Annotated in this window: 14 protein-coding genes; 5 read left to right on the top strand and 9 right to left on the bottom strand. The window is 64.3% G+C overall.

The window, feature by feature from the left end; all coding sequences use genetic code 11:
• Positions 1 to 35: 35 nt before the first annotated feature.
• Positions 36 to 1,463 carry an aldehyde dehydrogenase family protein gene (locus AWB80_RS25425; protein ID WP_061177416.1) on the bottom strand — a complete coding sequence of 476 codons (1,428 nt, stop codon included), beginning with the start codon at positions 1,461 to 1,463 and terminating at the stop codon, positions 36 to 38.
• Between the two features lie 26 nt (positions 1,464 to 1,489).
• Entirely contained in the window at positions 1,490 to 2,398 is a 909-nt protein-coding gene (locus tag AWB80_RS25420; RefSeq protein ID WP_061177461.1) for a TauD/TfdA dioxygenase family protein, read from the bottom strand.
• 132 nt (positions 2,399 to 2,530) lie between these two features.
• Here AWB80_RS25420 and AWB80_RS25415 point away from each other — a divergent pair, with 132 nt between their 5' ends.
• Entirely contained in the window at positions 2,531 to 3,241 is a 711-nt protein-coding gene (locus AWB80_RS25415) for a GntR family transcriptional regulator (protein ID WP_061177415.1), read from the top strand.
• Positions 3,242 to 3,274: 33 nt separating this feature from the next.
• Here the strand turns inward: AWB80_RS25415 and AWB80_RS25410 are convergent, their stop codons facing one another.
• Positions 3,275 to 4,561, bottom strand: coding sequence for an MFS transporter (locus tag AWB80_RS25410; RefSeq protein ID WP_061177414.1), 1,287 nt, complete (start codon positions 4,559 to 4,561; stop codon positions 3,275 to 3,277).
• 306 nt (positions 4,562 to 4,867) lie between these two features.
• Here AWB80_RS25410 and fae point away from each other — a divergent pair, with 306 nt between their 5' ends.
• On the top strand, positions 4,868 to 5,401 hold the full coding sequence (fae, locus tag AWB80_RS25405) for a formaldehyde-activating enzyme (protein WP_061177413.1): 534 nt from the start codon (positions 4,868 to 4,870) through the stop codon (positions 5,399 to 5,401).
• 12 nt (positions 5,402 to 5,413) lie between these two features.
• Here the strand turns inward: fae and AWB80_RS25400 are convergent, their stop codons facing one another.
• Together AWB80_RS25400 and AWB80_RS45005 are read right to left on the bottom strand one after the other, a co-directional pair.
• Positions 5,414 to 5,896: an HVO_A0114 family putative DNA-binding protein gene (locus AWB80_RS25400; protein WP_061177459.1), complete on the bottom strand. Its 483-nt coding sequence runs from the start codon at positions 5,894 to 5,896 to the stop codon at positions 5,414 to 5,416.
• A complete protein-coding gene (locus tag AWB80_RS45005) occupies positions 5,893 to 6,195 on the bottom strand; it encodes a toxin-antitoxin system TumE family protein (RefSeq protein ID WP_061177460.1) in 303 nt (100 codons plus the stop codon). The genes AWB80_RS25400 and AWB80_RS45005 overlap by 4 nt, the downstream gene beginning before the upstream one ends.
• Before the next feature lie 551 nt (positions 6,196 to 6,746).
• Here AWB80_RS45005 and katG point away from each other — a divergent pair.
• Entirely contained in the window at positions 6,747 to 9,008 is a 2,262-nt protein-coding gene (katG, locus tag AWB80_RS25390; protein ID WP_061177412.1) for a catalase/peroxidase HPI, read from the top strand.
• 58 nt (positions 9,009 to 9,066) lie between these two features.
• Here the strand turns inward: katG and AWB80_RS25385 are convergent, their stop codons facing one another.
• On the bottom strand, positions 9,067 to 9,822 hold the full coding sequence (locus tag AWB80_RS25385; protein ID WP_087131592.1) for a COG4705 family protein: 756 nt from the start codon (positions 9,820 to 9,822) through the stop codon (positions 9,067 to 9,069).
• Between the two features lie 130 nt (positions 9,823 to 9,952).
• Here AWB80_RS25385 and AWB80_RS25380 point away from each other — a divergent pair, with 130 nt between their 5' ends.
• Both AWB80_RS25380 and AWB80_RS25375 read left to right on the top strand, forming a co-directional pair.
• Positions 9,953 to 10,777 carry an isocitrate lyase/PEP mutase family protein gene (locus tag AWB80_RS25380; RefSeq protein WP_061177410.1) on the top strand — a complete coding sequence of 275 codons (825 nt, stop codon included), beginning with the start codon at positions 9,953 to 9,955 and terminating at the stop codon, positions 10,775 to 10,777.
• A 26-nt stretch (positions 10,778 to 10,803) separates the two neighbouring features.
• Positions 10,804 to 11,202, top strand: coding sequence for a RidA family protein (locus tag AWB80_RS25375; RefSeq protein WP_061177458.1), 399 nt, complete (start codon positions 10,804 to 10,806; stop codon positions 11,200 to 11,202).
• 12 nt (positions 11,203 to 11,214) lie between these two features.
• Here the strand turns inward: AWB80_RS25375 and AWB80_RS25370 are convergent, their stop codons facing one another.
• Genes AWB80_RS25370 through AWB80_RS25360 form a run of 3 tightly spaced genes read right to left on the bottom strand, consistent with a single transcriptional unit; the run spans position 11,215 to position 14,277 of the window.
• Entirely contained in the window at positions 11,215 to 12,093 is an 879-nt protein-coding gene (locus AWB80_RS25370; RefSeq protein ID WP_061177457.1) for an isocitrate lyase/PEP mutase family protein, read from the bottom strand.
• A 20-nt stretch (positions 12,094 to 12,113) separates the two neighbouring features.
• Positions 12,114 to 13,526: an MFS transporter gene (locus AWB80_RS25365; RefSeq protein WP_061177409.1), complete on the bottom strand. Its 1,413-nt coding sequence runs from the start codon at positions 13,524 to 13,526 to the stop codon at positions 12,114 to 12,116.
• Positions 13,527 to 13,566: 40 nt separating this feature from the next.
• Positions 13,567 to 14,277: a GntR family transcriptional regulator gene (locus AWB80_RS25360; protein WP_061177408.1), complete on the bottom strand. Its 711-nt coding sequence runs from the start codon at positions 14,275 to 14,277 to the stop codon at positions 13,567 to 13,569.
• Between the last annotated feature and the right edge of the window lie 2 nt (positions 14,278 to 14,279).

Raw genomic sequence — 14,279 nt, 5'->3', positions numbered from 1 at the left:
CGCGCCGGTTCCAGCCACGGCGCGAGGCGATTTGCTTATGCGCAGCCCGCGATCGACTTCGTTTCGAGGAATTCGGACAGTCCGTGTTCACCGAACTCGCGGCCGTTGCCGGAGCTCTTGTAGCCGCCGAACGGCGCGTTCAGGTCGATCGTCGCGCCGTTGAGCATCACCGCGCCCGCGCGCAGACGTGCCGCCACGCGCCGCGCGCGCGCCGGGTCGGCCGACGAAACATAGGCTGCGAGCCCGAAATCCGTATCGTTGGCGATCTCGATGGCTTCGTCCTCGGTCGCGTACGAAATCATCACGACGACAGGCCCGAAAATTTCCTCGCGCGCGATGCTCATGTCGTTATGCACGTTCGCGAACACGGTCGGGCGCGCATAGAAGCCGCGCGTCAGTGTTTCCGGCCGGCCAGGGCCGCCCGCGACGGCCGTCGCGCCCTCGTCGATGCCCTGCTGGATCATCTGCTGCACGCGCTCGTACTGCCGGCGATTCGAGATCGGGCCGACTTTGGTGTCGGGCAGCATCGGATCGCCGACCGTCAGCGCGTTCGCCGTCGCCGCCGCAATCGCGACGGCCTGCGCGTACAGATGCTTCGGCACCAGCATGCGCGTAGGCGCGATGCAGGTCTGACCGGAGTTGATCATGCAGGCGATCACGCCGCCCGATACGGCGCTTTTCAGATCGGCGTCGTCGAGGATCACATTCGGTGATTTGCCGCCCAGCTCCTGCGTCACGCGTTTGACGGTCGGCGCGGCCTTCAGTGCGACGTCGACGCCCGCGCGCGTGGAACCGGTGATCGACACCATGTCGACGCCGCGATGCCGGGCGAGCGCGCCGCCGATCTCGGCGCCATCGCCGTAAAGCACGTTGAACACGCCGGCGGGCACGCCTGCATCGTGCAGGATGTCCGCGAAGAGTTCGGCGTCGAGCGGCGTGATTTCCGATGGCTTCAGCACGACGGTGCAGCCCGCCGCGAGCGCGGGCGCGACCTTCGCGGCAATCTGATTGAGCGGCCAGTTCCACGGCGTGATCAGCGCCGCGACGCCGACCGGCTCGCGCACGATCTGCGTCGTGCCGCGTTCGGTGACGAACGGGAAGCCTTGCAGCGCGGTCAGCGTGCCGTGAAACTGGCCGAGCCCGGCGGGCGCCTGCCTTTCGCGCGCGAGCCAGGACGGCGCGCCCATTTCGGTGGTGATCGCGTCGGCGAGCGCGCCGATGCGCTCCTTGTACAGCGCCATCACGCGGCCGAGCAGCGCCGCGCGCGTCTCGACGCTCGTGCGCGACCAGACGGGAAAGGCGGCGCGCGCCGCCGCGACGGCGGACTCGACATCGGCGTTCGTACCCATCGCCACGCGGCCGATGACTTCTTCCGTCGCGGGATTGACGATGTCGGCAAAGCGCCCGCCGACGGCCGGCTCGACCCATCGTCCGCCGATATAGAACCTGTTCAACTCTTTCATGGCTTCTCCATTGCGCGGCGACGCGCTCAGACCGGACGGTCGCCGATGATCGTCGCGCGCATCATGCGGCGCACGGCGGGGTAATAGTCCTGCACCGCGTAGTGCTGGGCCGCGCGGTTGTCCCAGAACGCGATCGTGTTGGGTTGCCACTTCAGGCGCACCTGATATTCCGGCGCGGCCGCCTGCCGGAACAGGTATTGAAGCAGGTCCATTTCGGCCAGCTTGAGATCGAAGCCGAAGCGGTACGCGGTGGTATCGGCGTAATTGGCGAAGTGCGTGGTGAATGCTTCGTTCACGAAGAGAATTTTTTCGCCCGATTCCGGATGCGTGCGCACGACCGGATGCGTGACCGCCGGATTTTGCGCGCGCACGCTCGCGCGCTGCTCGGGCGACAGAACCTTGCCGAACAGCGGCAGGAGGTCGTGCACCGCCTGGAAAGTCGCGATGCGCGTCTTCACGTCTTCGGGCAGCTTGTCATACGCGAGCGCCATGTTGACCCAGATGGTGTCGCCGCCGACGCGCGGGCATTCGACGCAACGCAGGATTGAGCCCATCGACGGCACTTCGCGCCACGAGACGTCGCTGTGAAAGATGTTTTCGTGGCCGCGCTTTTCGCCCGATTTGTCGAACAGGGCGAGTTCCGGGTGATCCGGGTGATGGGCGAAAACCGGATGCACTTCCAGCTCGCCGAAGCGCTGCGCAAGCGCGACGTGTTGCGCCGGCGTGATGTCCTGATCGCGGAAGAACAGCACCTTGTAGCGGATGAGCAAGCGGCGCAGCGCGAGATAGGCCGGCTCGTCGAGCGGATCGCGCAGATCGATGCCGCCGACATACGCGCCGATCGCCGGGGTCGCGCGTTCAACGGTGAAGGGCAAGCTTTCATCGGGCGACGGATCGGGCACGCGCGCCTTCGGTGCGCAAACGGCTTGCTGCATGATTTTCTCCTGTTGATCGGGAATCGTCGCACTACCTGTCATAACAGGTATACCGGGCAAAACCCCTAGCCTGTCATGACAGCTACAATCGGTTTTTATCGTTGCCGTCCATCGAAAAGGAAAAAAGGCGCCATGACACAGCCTCGTTTCAAGCAGATCGAAGAAGCGTTGCGGCAGCGGATCGTCTCCAACGATCTCGCGCCGGGCGTCAAGCTTCCATCGGAGGCGGAGCTCGTCGCGCAACATGGCGTGAGCCGCATCACGATCCGGCAGGCGCTCGCGGGTCTGCATGCGAGCGGGCTGATCGAGAAGATCAATGGGAAGGGGAGCTTTGTCACACGTCCGGCCGAGCGGTCCGATCTCGGGCAACTGACGGGCTTCTACGAGGCGGCGCGCAAGCGTGGCCAGACGGCGCATGGCGAGTTGCTATCGGTGCGGCAGGTTGCGGCGCCGCCGTTTGCGCTGCGCACGCTTGGCCTTGAGGAAGGCGACACGCTCGTGTGCGCCACGACGTTGCGGCTGTGGGATGCCGTGCCGGTGGCGCTGTTCATGGTGATGGGGGATGCGGCGCTCATCGAGGCGCTCGTTGCCGAGGATCTCGAGACGAACGACGTGATGAGCATCTTTGAGGAGCGGCTTGGCTATCGGCTCAAACATGTCGACACTGAGAGCGCCGCGATCGCGGCCACCAAGGACCACGCGCGGCGGCTGAAGGTGGAGCCGGGCACGCCGCTGTTGCGCGTGCGCTGTACGCCGTTCGATATTCAGGGCAACGCACTGTGCTGCGCCGAGTTGCTGTTTCGTGGGGATCGGTTTGCCTATCGCGCGAAGGTTTCGCGGTAGGTTTGTCCGGCAAAAGCCCCAGGAACCGCACACTCAGGCGGCGGTAGTAGCGACCCGCTTCCCCGACGCGCCTCTCGACCGCTCAGGATGCAACCAGCACAACGCCGCGAGCGCAGCGACGATCAACATGCCCGCACTCGTAGCGAACCCGAGTTCATAGGCATGCGCGCTCGTGTTGCCGTGCGCCTGCACGATCCGGCCGATCAGCATGGGCGCGATCGCTGCGCCCGTACTGGCGAGCGCCGTATGAATGCCGATGAGCGCACCGCGCTGCGCATCCGGCACGACCTCCGACAACAGCGCGGGCGCGAGCGCAAAACACACGGTAGGCAACGCGCCCGCCAGCGCGAACACCGCGACTTTCTGTCCAGGCGATAGCCCCGGCAACATCAACACAAAGAACAAACACGCGCCGCCGACGAACGCCGCACACAACAAACGCACGCGCGCGCTGCGTGACGATGCCCCGCGCGCCAGCATGCGCTGCGACAGCCAGCTGAGCCCGAGGCTGAACGGCGCCGCCGTGGCGATGACGAGCGCGAACCATCGTCCCGACGTGATGCCCGAGTAACCGAGCGCCTGCTCCAGATAGGTCGGCAGCCACGTCATGTTCGCGCCGAGCATCCAGTAGCCGGCGAAGCCGAGGAAGAACACGCAGAGCACAGTCGGGTTGCTCAGCAGCTTGCGGTAGGGCACTTTCTGAAGCGGCGCGCTCGCGGACCCGCGCGGACGCTGCACCAGATTGCCCTCGCGCCCGACGCACAGCCACAGCACGCTCCACACCGCACCGATGATGCCAAGCACGACAAAGTTCGTCCGCCAGCCCCAGTGATGCGTGATGACCGGAATCAGCAACCCAGCGAGCAGCAGGCCGACGACGGCGCCTTGATTCAGAAACGCGACCGGCATGTTGCGCTTTTCGTCGGGAAACCACTTGTATAGTGCGTGGACCGACACCGGATAGAACGGGCCTTCCGCCGCGCCGAGCACCACGCGGCTCACGAGAAACGCCGCCATGCTGCTGAAGAGCGCCTGCGGAATCTGGAGCACGGCCCAGGTCATGCCCATTGCGAGCAGGAGCCAGCGCGTCTGGATGCGGTTCGAGAGAAATCCGACCAGCACTGTCGATACGGCGAACAGCCAGAAGAAACTTCCCGCGACGACGCCGAATTGCGCCGGCGACAGGTTCAGTTCGCGCATGAGCGGCACGGCCACCATGCCGAGCACGATCTTGTCGAGGAAGTTGATGAGGGCAAGCGCCGTCAGCATCAGGGTCGTCATCCACGCCGCGCGTGGCCTGTAACCGTCGAGTGAATTCATGGTCCGGGTCGGCTCAGTGATGGGCGCGCAGCGGCGCGCCGCAGGGTGCAAAGTGGGTTCGGCCGCGCTCGCTCGCGCGTCGTGCATGCCGCATGCTTGCCACGTTAAGTGCGCGTGGCAAATCGAACCCCCACCCGAAACAGGGAGGACAGGGAAAACGCCGTCCCGCACAGTGTGTCACGCAGGGAGAGCAGTCTGTCGCCGGGCCCAGGCTCACACTCGAGCCGACGACGATGGCATCGACCTTGCGTGTGGACGTCCCTTCGGTTTATCGACGCACCGTTTCGTCCCAAAAGGAGAGTGCTCATGAGTCTGGATCTGACGTTCCGCGCCGGTGAGGCCACCGTGCTGGCCGCCCCGGGACAAGCAACCGATGCAATGCCCGAAATTCTGATCGGCCGCGTCGACGGGCCGGTGGGCCACGCGTTCGCCAACATGATGGCGCAGTCGAAAGGCCACACCGCCATGTTCGCGATTCGCGCGTGCAATCAGATGGTGCGCCCCGCGACGATGATCGTTCCGAAGGTGACGCTGAAGGACATGGCGAATATCGACCTGTTCGGCGGCGTCGTGCAGTCCGCAACTGCCGACGCCGTGGTCGATTGCCTGATCGAAGGCATTCTGCCGAAGGATCAGGCGAACGATCTGTGCATCATCAGCCTGGTGTGGATCGACCCGCGCTGCGCGACGGACGCGAACCTCGACAAGAAGGACATGTACCGCACGAACTACGAGGCGACGAAGCTCGCGATCCAGCGCGCGATGAACAACGAACCGAGCGTGGACGAACTCATCGCGAATCGTCACAGCATCCGGCACGATATGGACGACTGGAGCTGAATCGGGCGCCCGTCAGCGGCTGCCTGCCGGGCGAGATTCGCGCTTTCGCGGCGCCGCGCGTCGACGCGCGGTGCGCGAAGCCTGCTCGCAGGCTTCGTCGGTGGCGGGGTCGAGCGCCTTGCGTTCCGTGGCGGAGGGCGGTGCGAGATCGGCTGCCTTCAGCGTGAAATCGACATGCACGGTGTCAAACGGAAACACGATGGCGCCGTGCTCGTCGTGCTCCAGCAAGCCGGCCTCGAGGAGCGCCGTGACATCGCGATGCACGCCTTTCACATCGCGTTCGATTCGCCGCGACAGTTCGCGGATAGACATGGGGCCGGCGCCGGTCATCGCGCGGATGATCTGCCAGCGTGGGGTCGTGAAGGTGCGAAAGAGCAGTTCGGGGGTGGCGTAGGAGAAGAACGTTCCATGCGATTTGCCGCTTTTGACGGCCGCGAGAAAGCGCTGGCTGACTTCCTCCATCGACGCGATGCCGATTGTGACGGTCTTCATCATCTTGACCTCCATCTATTCCAGATTTGCACGTTCGAGAGGAAGTCGGCATGCAGTTGTTCGACTGACCTGAAGACGTAAGGCGTCTCGACGCCGACAAAGTGACGATGATCGCCTTTGCCCCGTTCGTTGTCGTAACGCAGCACGCATTCACCACCCACCACGTATGCAAGCCTGTACTTGTACGGATGCGTGCATCCTGGGACGGGCTGCGGGAGGTGCCAGATCATGAGTTCTACGAACGCTCCGGGCGAAAACTCCTCGCGCTGACGTATGACTAGCCTTGCTTTTACGTTGGACATTTTGACAACACCCTGATGTGTTGTCAAATCCTCCAACACCCAACGATTCCCGACCATTTCCCAAACGGACGACTAGCGCGATGTTCCTCCCGGCGCATTCCGTCTGCCAACCGAACCAGACGCTGCTAGACTGAAAGACCCTGCCCATTCGCGCGAGGCACGCGCGACGCTGCGCGCTGGTCCGTCAAGCCCGATCCCTACACCGACTGGAAGGAGCTTTCATGACGAATCGAAGTCAGGCACGCCGGGCGATCGCGCCATGACGCATCGCTCGTCATTGCGCAGTGCAGCAAGCGCGGGCATCGCGAAAGAGCCGTCGGCTTATAGCCGTCACCTATCGGCGGCATTGCAAAAATCGCATTCTATTGAGCGTCGCTCTCACGTATTTTTCAAGATGAGTAAGGCTGCCGGGACGAGTTGCGCTCGTCCGCCGCGCGCCGCGACAACCCTTTCTGGACCAGGTTCGTGCAGCACGGAACGCACGCAAGCCTGACGCCTTGGAAGTGAGTAGTAGAAAAACTAGTGGGTACGTCCTCGCAAGGAGATAACGCATGTCGAACGAATCGAAGTGCCCGTTTACGCATGCCGCCGGTACAGGAACGACGAACCGTGACTGGTGGCCGCGGCAACTACGGGTGGATCTGCTGAATCAGCATTCCGGCAAGTCGAATCCGCTGGACACGGGTTTCGACTACGCCGAAGCATTCAAGAGCCTCGATCTCGCCGCGGTCAAGCAGGACCTCGCAGCGGTGATGACCGATTCGAAAGACTGGTGGCCCGCCGACTTCGGCCACTACGGCCCGCTGTTCATCCGCATGGCGTGGCACAGCGCCGGCACCTACCGCATCGGCGATGGCCGGGGAGGCGGCGGGCGCGGCCAGCAGCGTTTCGCGCCGCTCAATAGCTGGCCGGACAATGTCAGCCTCGACAAGGCGCGGCGTCTGCTCTGGCCGGTGAAGCAGAAGTACGGGCAGAAGCTTTCCTGGGCCGACCTGATCATTCTGTCAGGCAACGTCGCGCTCGAAACGATGGGCTTCAAGACCTTCGGCTTCGCGGGCGGCCGCGAGGACACATGGGAGCCGGATCAGGACGTCTACTGGGGCAACGAGAAAACCTGGCTCGGCGGCGATGTCCGCTATGGCAAGGGCGCGGCCGGCAACGACTCCGATCAGGGCGTGATTACCGCCGATGTCGAAAAGCACGGCGAGGAAGTCAGCCGCACCGACGATGGCCGCAATCTGGAGAACCCGCTCGGCGCGGTGCAGATGGGTCTGATCTATGTCAACCCGGAAGGCCCGGAGGGCAATCCCGATCCGCTCGCGGCGGCGCACGATATCCGCGAGACCTTCGCGCGCATGGCGATGAACGACGAAGAAACCGTCGCGCTGATCGCCGGTGGACACACCTTCGGCAAGACGCACGGCGCGGGCCCGGCGGACAACGTCGGCCCAGAGCCGGAATCCGCCGATCTGGAGAACATGGGCCTCGGCTGGAAGAGCAGTTACGGCAGCGGCAAGGGCGCCGACACGATCACGAGCGGCCTCGAAGTCACCTGGACCACCACGCCGACGAAGTGGGGCAGCGGCTTCTGGGAAAGCCTGTTCGGGCACGAATGGGAACTGACGAAGAGCCCGGCGGGCGCGAATCAATGGGTCGCGAAGGATTCGGCGGAAACCGTGCCGCACGCGCACGATCCATCGAAGAAGATCAAGCCGACCATGCTGACGACGGACCTGTCGCTACGCTTCGATCCGGAATACGCGAAGATTTCGAAGCGCTTCTGGGAGAACCCCGACCAGTTCGCCGATGCCTTCGCCCGCGCGTGGTTCAAGCTGACGCACCGCGACATGGGTCCGAAGGCGCGCTATCTCGGACCTGAAGTGCCATCGGAGGAACTGCTGTGGCAGGACCCGATTCCGGAAGTCGATCATCCGCTGGTCGGCGATCAGGAGGTCGCGGCGCTCAAGCAGAAAGTGCTGGCGTCGGGGTTGTCGATCTCCGAGCTGGTGTCGGCGGCGTGGGCATCGGCATCGACGTTCCGTGGCTCCGACAAGCGCGGCGGCGCAAACGGCGCGCGCATTCGCCTTGCACCGCAGAAGGACTGGGAAGCGAACCAGCCGGAGCAGCTCGCGAAAGTGCTGAAGACGCTCGAAGGCATTCAGGGCGAGTTCAACGGCGCGCAATCCGGCGGCAAGAAGATCTCGATAGCCGATTTGATCGTGCTGGCGGGCGGCGCGGCGATCGAAAAGGCCGCCGAGAAGGCCGGTCACAAGGTCACGGTGCCGTTCACGCCGGGCCGCATGGACGCCTCGCAGGACCAGACCGACGTGCAATCGGTCGGGGCGCTCGAACCGGTAGCCGACGGCTTTCGCAACTTCGTCAAGGGGAATGTGCGAGTGCCAGTCGAGTCGTTGCTGATCGACCGGGCGCAACTGCTGACGCTGACCGCACCGGAAATGACCGCGCTCATCGGAGGTTTGCGCGTGCTGAACGGGGCCGGCAAGGGCGCGCATGGCGTCTTCACCGACAAGCCCGAAACGCTGACGAACGACTTCTTCGTCAACCTGCTCGACATGAACACGGAATGGCAGCCGATGTCGTCGGTCCGCGATGTGTTCGAAGGACGCGATAGCAAGACGGGGCAGCGCAAGTGGACCGGCAGCCGCGTCGACCTGATCTTCGGGTCGCATTCGGTGCTGCGCGCGTTCGCCGAAGTCTATGCGAGCAGCGATGCGCAGGAGAAGTTCGTGAAGGACTTCGTCGCGGCCTGGGCCAAGGTGATGAACCTAGATCGTTTCGATCTGAAGAAGTAGAAGTAAAAGTAAGCAGACGCGCGGCGGTCCTTCGGGACCGCCGTTTTTTTGCGGCGCCTCAATGCGCCACACGCGCCGCCCGCTGCCTGAACAGCAATCCACACACGACGATGAACATCGCAAGTGCGATCGACGCGCCGTAGCGGCTCATCGCGAGTCCACCGTTCGCGATCGGCTTGTCGAGAAAATCGCCGACCACCGCGCCGAGCGGCCGCGTCAGAATGAACGCGCTCCAGAACAGCACGGTGCGCGACACCTCCGTGAAGTAATACGCGAGCACGATCAGCAGCAACAGGCCGCCGAAGATCATCGCCGCGCCCGTGTAGCCGAAGCCCGCGCTGTCGGCGGTCCAGTCGCCGAGCGCGGTGCCGAGCGTCTGCGAGAACATGATCGTCACCCAGTAGAACGCTTCGGCTTTCGGCGATGCGATCGTCGCTACCGATACCGACCCCATCGCGCGATGCCACACCACGAGCGACGCAAGCAGCAGCGCGAACAGGATTGCGCTGCCGCCCGCATAGCCGATGCCGAGCGAGCGGTCGGCGAAGTCGGCCAGCGTGGTGCCGACGGTCGTCGTCGCGATGATCGTGATCCAGTAGAGCGCGGGCTGAAACCGGTCCGCCCTGATCTGCGCGATCACCGCGACGACGAACACCGCCGCGAAGATGATCGTGCTCATCAGATAGCCGAGATTCATCGACATCGATAGCGCGTCGCCGCCGGTTTCGCCGAGCGTCGTCGCCGCGATCTTGATGATCCAGAACGCGAGCGTCAGCTCCGGAACCTTGGTGAGTGCATGCTTTGCTTGCTCCATGTCGTTTCTCATGGGATGGGAAAGGGGTCAAGCGTAGTGGGCGTTTGCTTAAGAGAGACTTAGTGACCAGCGCGGTTTCGCGTGATCGCGTATCGTCTACGTTCCGACCCGTTGATCGACAGGAGACCGTATGCCCCGCACCGTCGCCGAGAAACGCGCGGCTTTTCGCGCACTGCACGAATCCGGTTGTTTCATGTTGCCGAATCCCTGGGACGTCGGCTCCGCGCGTTATCTCGCGACGCTCGGCTTCAAGGCGCTCGCGACGACGAGTTCCGGTTTCGCCTGGTCGCGCGGCCACGCGGACAACCACGTGACGCGCGACGCCGTGCTCGCGCACTTGCGCGAGATCGCCGAAGCGACCGACCTGCCCGTGAACGCGGACTTCGAAAGCGGCTTCGGCGCGACGCCGGAGGAAGTCGCGCAAAGCGTGAAGCTGGCGGTGGAGACGGGCGTCGCGGGCTTGTCGATCGAAGACTCGACCGGCGATGCATCGGCACCGCTGTTTCCGGTCGATGTCGCCGTGGCGCGCATGAAGGCGGCGCGGCGCGCGATCGATGAAAGCGGCGGCGACACGCTGCTCGTCGGCCGCGCGGAGAATTTCTTCGCAGGCAAGCCCGATATCGACGATGCGATCGCGCGTCTCAAGGCCTATTCCGATGCGGGCGCGGATTGCCTCTACGCGCCGGGCATCAAGACACGCGAGCAGATCGAGGCGGTGGTGAAGGCGGTCGGGCCGAAGCCCGTGAATCTGCTGATCGGCGGTGTGTCCGAGTTCACCTTGAGCGATGTCGCCGCGCTCGGCGTGCGGCGCGTGAGCGTCGGCGGCGGGCTCGCGCGGGCGGCGTGGGGCGGGTTCATCCGCGCGGCGCAAGGACTCGGCGAAGGGCGCTTCGACGGCTTCAAGGACGCGGCCGCGGGCAATGATCTCAATGGAATATTCGACGCGCGCGGCTAGTTCCTTACGCAAAGGAGAACATGCATATGGCTCGCGAACTCATCCGCGTCGAACCGCTTTCGACCTGGCTCGAACGATTCAAGGCCCCGACATCCGCCGTCGCGCGCCACGGCGATACGGTCTACGTGTCGGGCTTTCCGCCGTTCGATCCGGAAACCGGCGAAGTGGTTGCGAATGCAACCATCGAACGGCAGACGGAACTGGTGCTTCAGCAGTTGAAACTGTGCGTCGAGACGGCGGGTTCGTCGCTCGATCAGGTGTTGAAGTGCAATGTCTATTGCACGTCCGTGGATGCGTTTCCCGTCGTGAACGCCGTCTACGGACGCTTCTTCGGACCGAACCCGCCGGCACGCATCTTCATCAACGTGCCGGCGTGGCCGGGTGGCTTCGACATCGAGATCGATTGCGTCGCGGCGCTCGCGTGAGTGTGGATAGCGTCAGTCCGCGTGCGCCCGGTCGAACGCCCACACTTCGGGGAAGCCCATCAGCTCGCACATCTCCGGGAACGGATACATCGCGGCTGACGCGCCCATCGTGCCCTTGCGCGCGAGAATCTCGCCATAGACATCCTTGAGCGCCTTCGCAACGGATAGAAACCCCGACGCCGGATAGATCGCCAGCGAGAATCCGAGCTTCTGCAATTCCTCGGGCGCCAACTGCGGCGTGCGCCCGCCTTCGACGACATTCACGAGCAGCGGCATGTCGAACGCGCGCCCGATCTTCTCCAGTTCCTCGACACTCTCCGGCGATTCGATGAACAGCACATCGGCGCCGGCTTTCGCATAGGCTTCGCCACGACGCAACGCTTCATCGAGCCCGAGCGACGTGCGTGCATCGGTTCGCGCGACGATCTGGAAATTGGCGTCGCCACGGCTTTCCACCGCGACCTTGATCTTGCGCACCATGTCTTCGAGCGCGATCACGCGCCGCCCCGGCGTATGACCGCATTTCTTCGGGAACTCCTGATCTTCGAGCTGAATGCCCGCCGCGCCCGCCTGCTCGTAACCACGCACCGTATGCGCAACGTTCAGCAAGCCGCCGTAACCCGTGTCGCCATCGCAGATCATCGGCGTATTGGTGCCGCCGCAGAACGCCGCCACGCGATCGACCATGTCGGTGTAGGTCGCGAGCCCCGCGTCCGGCAGGCCGAGATACGATGCGACCGTGCCGAAGCCCGTCATATAGAGGCATTCGAAGCCCATCGAGTCTGCCATCTTCGCGGAGATCATGTCGAAGATGCCCGGCGCGGTAACGATCTCCTTGCGCGCGAACCGCGCTTTCAGTGCCTGACGCTTGTCTGCATGCGTAACGCTCATGACGGTTTCCTTGAAAAGTTTCAACGATGTGATTCGCGCGACAGCGCCGATGCCGCGAGCGCGTCATCGGTCGCGGGCGAAGGCGCGATGTCTTCCAGCGAGCGGCGGTTCGTCTCGATGCCGAACACCGCCAGCACGACGGCCATCACGACGAGCGCGCCGATGATCATCGACAGCACGTCCTTCACGCCGCCCGCCGCGTACATCACGACGACGAGCTGCGGCGCGAAAATGCCGGTGATGCGCCCCGCGCAGCCCGCGATGCCGTTCGCGCGCATGCGGTTTTCGGTGGCGAAAAGCTCGGGAATGTACGTCGCGATGCCGAGCGCGACCATCAGATACGTCAGCGTGAAAAGCAGGAAGCCGAGCAACGTCGCCATCGCGACACCGGAGGAGTTCCCATACAGCCAGCCGATCACGGCCGCCAGCACGGCGACCGCGATCAGGCCGTTCTTGCGGCCGATCCGGTCGGCGACGAGCACGCCCAGGAGCGCGCCCGCCGGCCCGCCGAGCGCCATCAGCGACGAATACCCGAGCGATGACGCCATGCCGACGCCCTGTTTCATCAGGAACGTCGGCACCCACACGATGAAGCCGTAGATCACCATGTTGATCGCGATCTGCACGACGATCGACACGAACGTGCGGCGAATCTGCGAAGGCGAGAAGAGTTCGAGCAGGGTGGTCTTTTTGGTCACGGTGCGCGGCGCATCGTCGACGGGCGGCAGCGGCGCGTGGCGCGACGACTCTTCTTCGGCGGCGCGCAGGATCGCTTCGGCTTCCTCATAACGGCCTTTCGATTCGAGCCAGCGCGGCGACTCGGGCATCTTCTTGCGGATCACCCAGACGACCATCGCGCCGACGCCGACGATCGCGAACATCGCGCGCCAGCCGATCGTCGGAATGATCAGATAGCCGAGGAAGGTCGAGAAGAACAGCGCCGAGTTCGTGATGAGCGACAGATACGCCGACCATCTGCCGCGCACCGCGGGCGGCATGAACTCGCCAACCGAGCCATAACCGACGACGATCTCCGCGCCCAGCCCGAGCCCCATGAAGAAGCGGCACACGATGAGCCACGTCATGTCCGGCGCGAACGCGCCCGCCAGCGACGCGAGGCCGAACACCGCGAGGTTGAACTGATAGGTGAACTTGCGGCCTTTCGCATCGCCGAGCACGCCCGCCGTGAACGCGCCGATCAGCATGCCGATGAAGGTCGACGAGAGGAACGCGGCGTTGAGCTGCATCGTCGACCAGCCGGTCTTCGTGAGCGCGCCGAGCACGCCGCCCGCGAGATAGACATCGAAGGAATCGAGAAACATGCCCGCGCCGATCAGCCATAGCACGCGCTTGTGAAAACCCGAGATCGGTAATCGGTCGAGGCGCGGACCTGCGCTTACGGTGCTGATCGTCGTGCTGTCTGTGCCCGCCATGTCGTGTCTCCAGTGTCGATGCTGTTATGACTCGAACCGCTCAAGGCTGGAACGCGGAATGTTCCCTGTCGTGGCGGTCGAGCACCGCCTTTTCGGCGGCGAGGATATGACAGCGCGTGACGGCTTCCGCCCACGCGGCGTTGCGCTGTTCGAGCGCGAGTACGATTTCGAAGTGCTGACGCGCGCTGCGCTCGCGGTCACGGTCGTCGTAAGTGTCGAACGTCCATTTGATGAGCGGCGTTTCCTTCATCGACCTGAGCGAACGGTCGAGGCGCGCGTTGTTCGCGGCGGCCGTGATGATCGCGTGGAATTCGCCGTTCGCGGTGAACCACGCTTCGCAGGATTCGGCGGTCGACGGATGTTGCGTGATGGCGAGCATCGCGTCGGCCAGGTCTTTGAGACGCGCAATATCCGATGCGCCGATCGAAAGCGCCGCGCGCCCGGCGAGATACGGCTCGATCAGAAGGCGCGCCTCGAAGATCTCGCGTGCGTCCTGCAAGGTCCACGCCTTCACGCGCACGCCGTAGTTCGGGCGCGTTTCGACCCAGCCTTCTGCATCCAGCCGGCGCAAGGCTTCACGCACGGGCGTGCGGCTGACACCGAGGCTTCTCGCTAGCACTTCCTCGCGCAGATACTGGCCCGCGCCGTACTGACCGCCGGCGAGCGCGTCCTTGATGGCGACGTAGACGTCGTCCGCCGAACGCGCCACTTCAGGCTGGATTGTATGCAAAGCTGGCTCGATCTGCGGCACGA

The organism is Caballeronia pedi, from assembly GCF_001544915.2.
In the GTDB taxonomy this organism is placed as follows: Bacteria; Pseudomonadota; Gammaproteobacteria; order Burkholderiales; family Burkholderiaceae; genus Caballeronia; species Caballeronia pedi.
The sequence above is the reverse complement of the archived record's forward strand: the minus strand, read 5'-3'. Positions and strand labels throughout refer to the sequence as shown.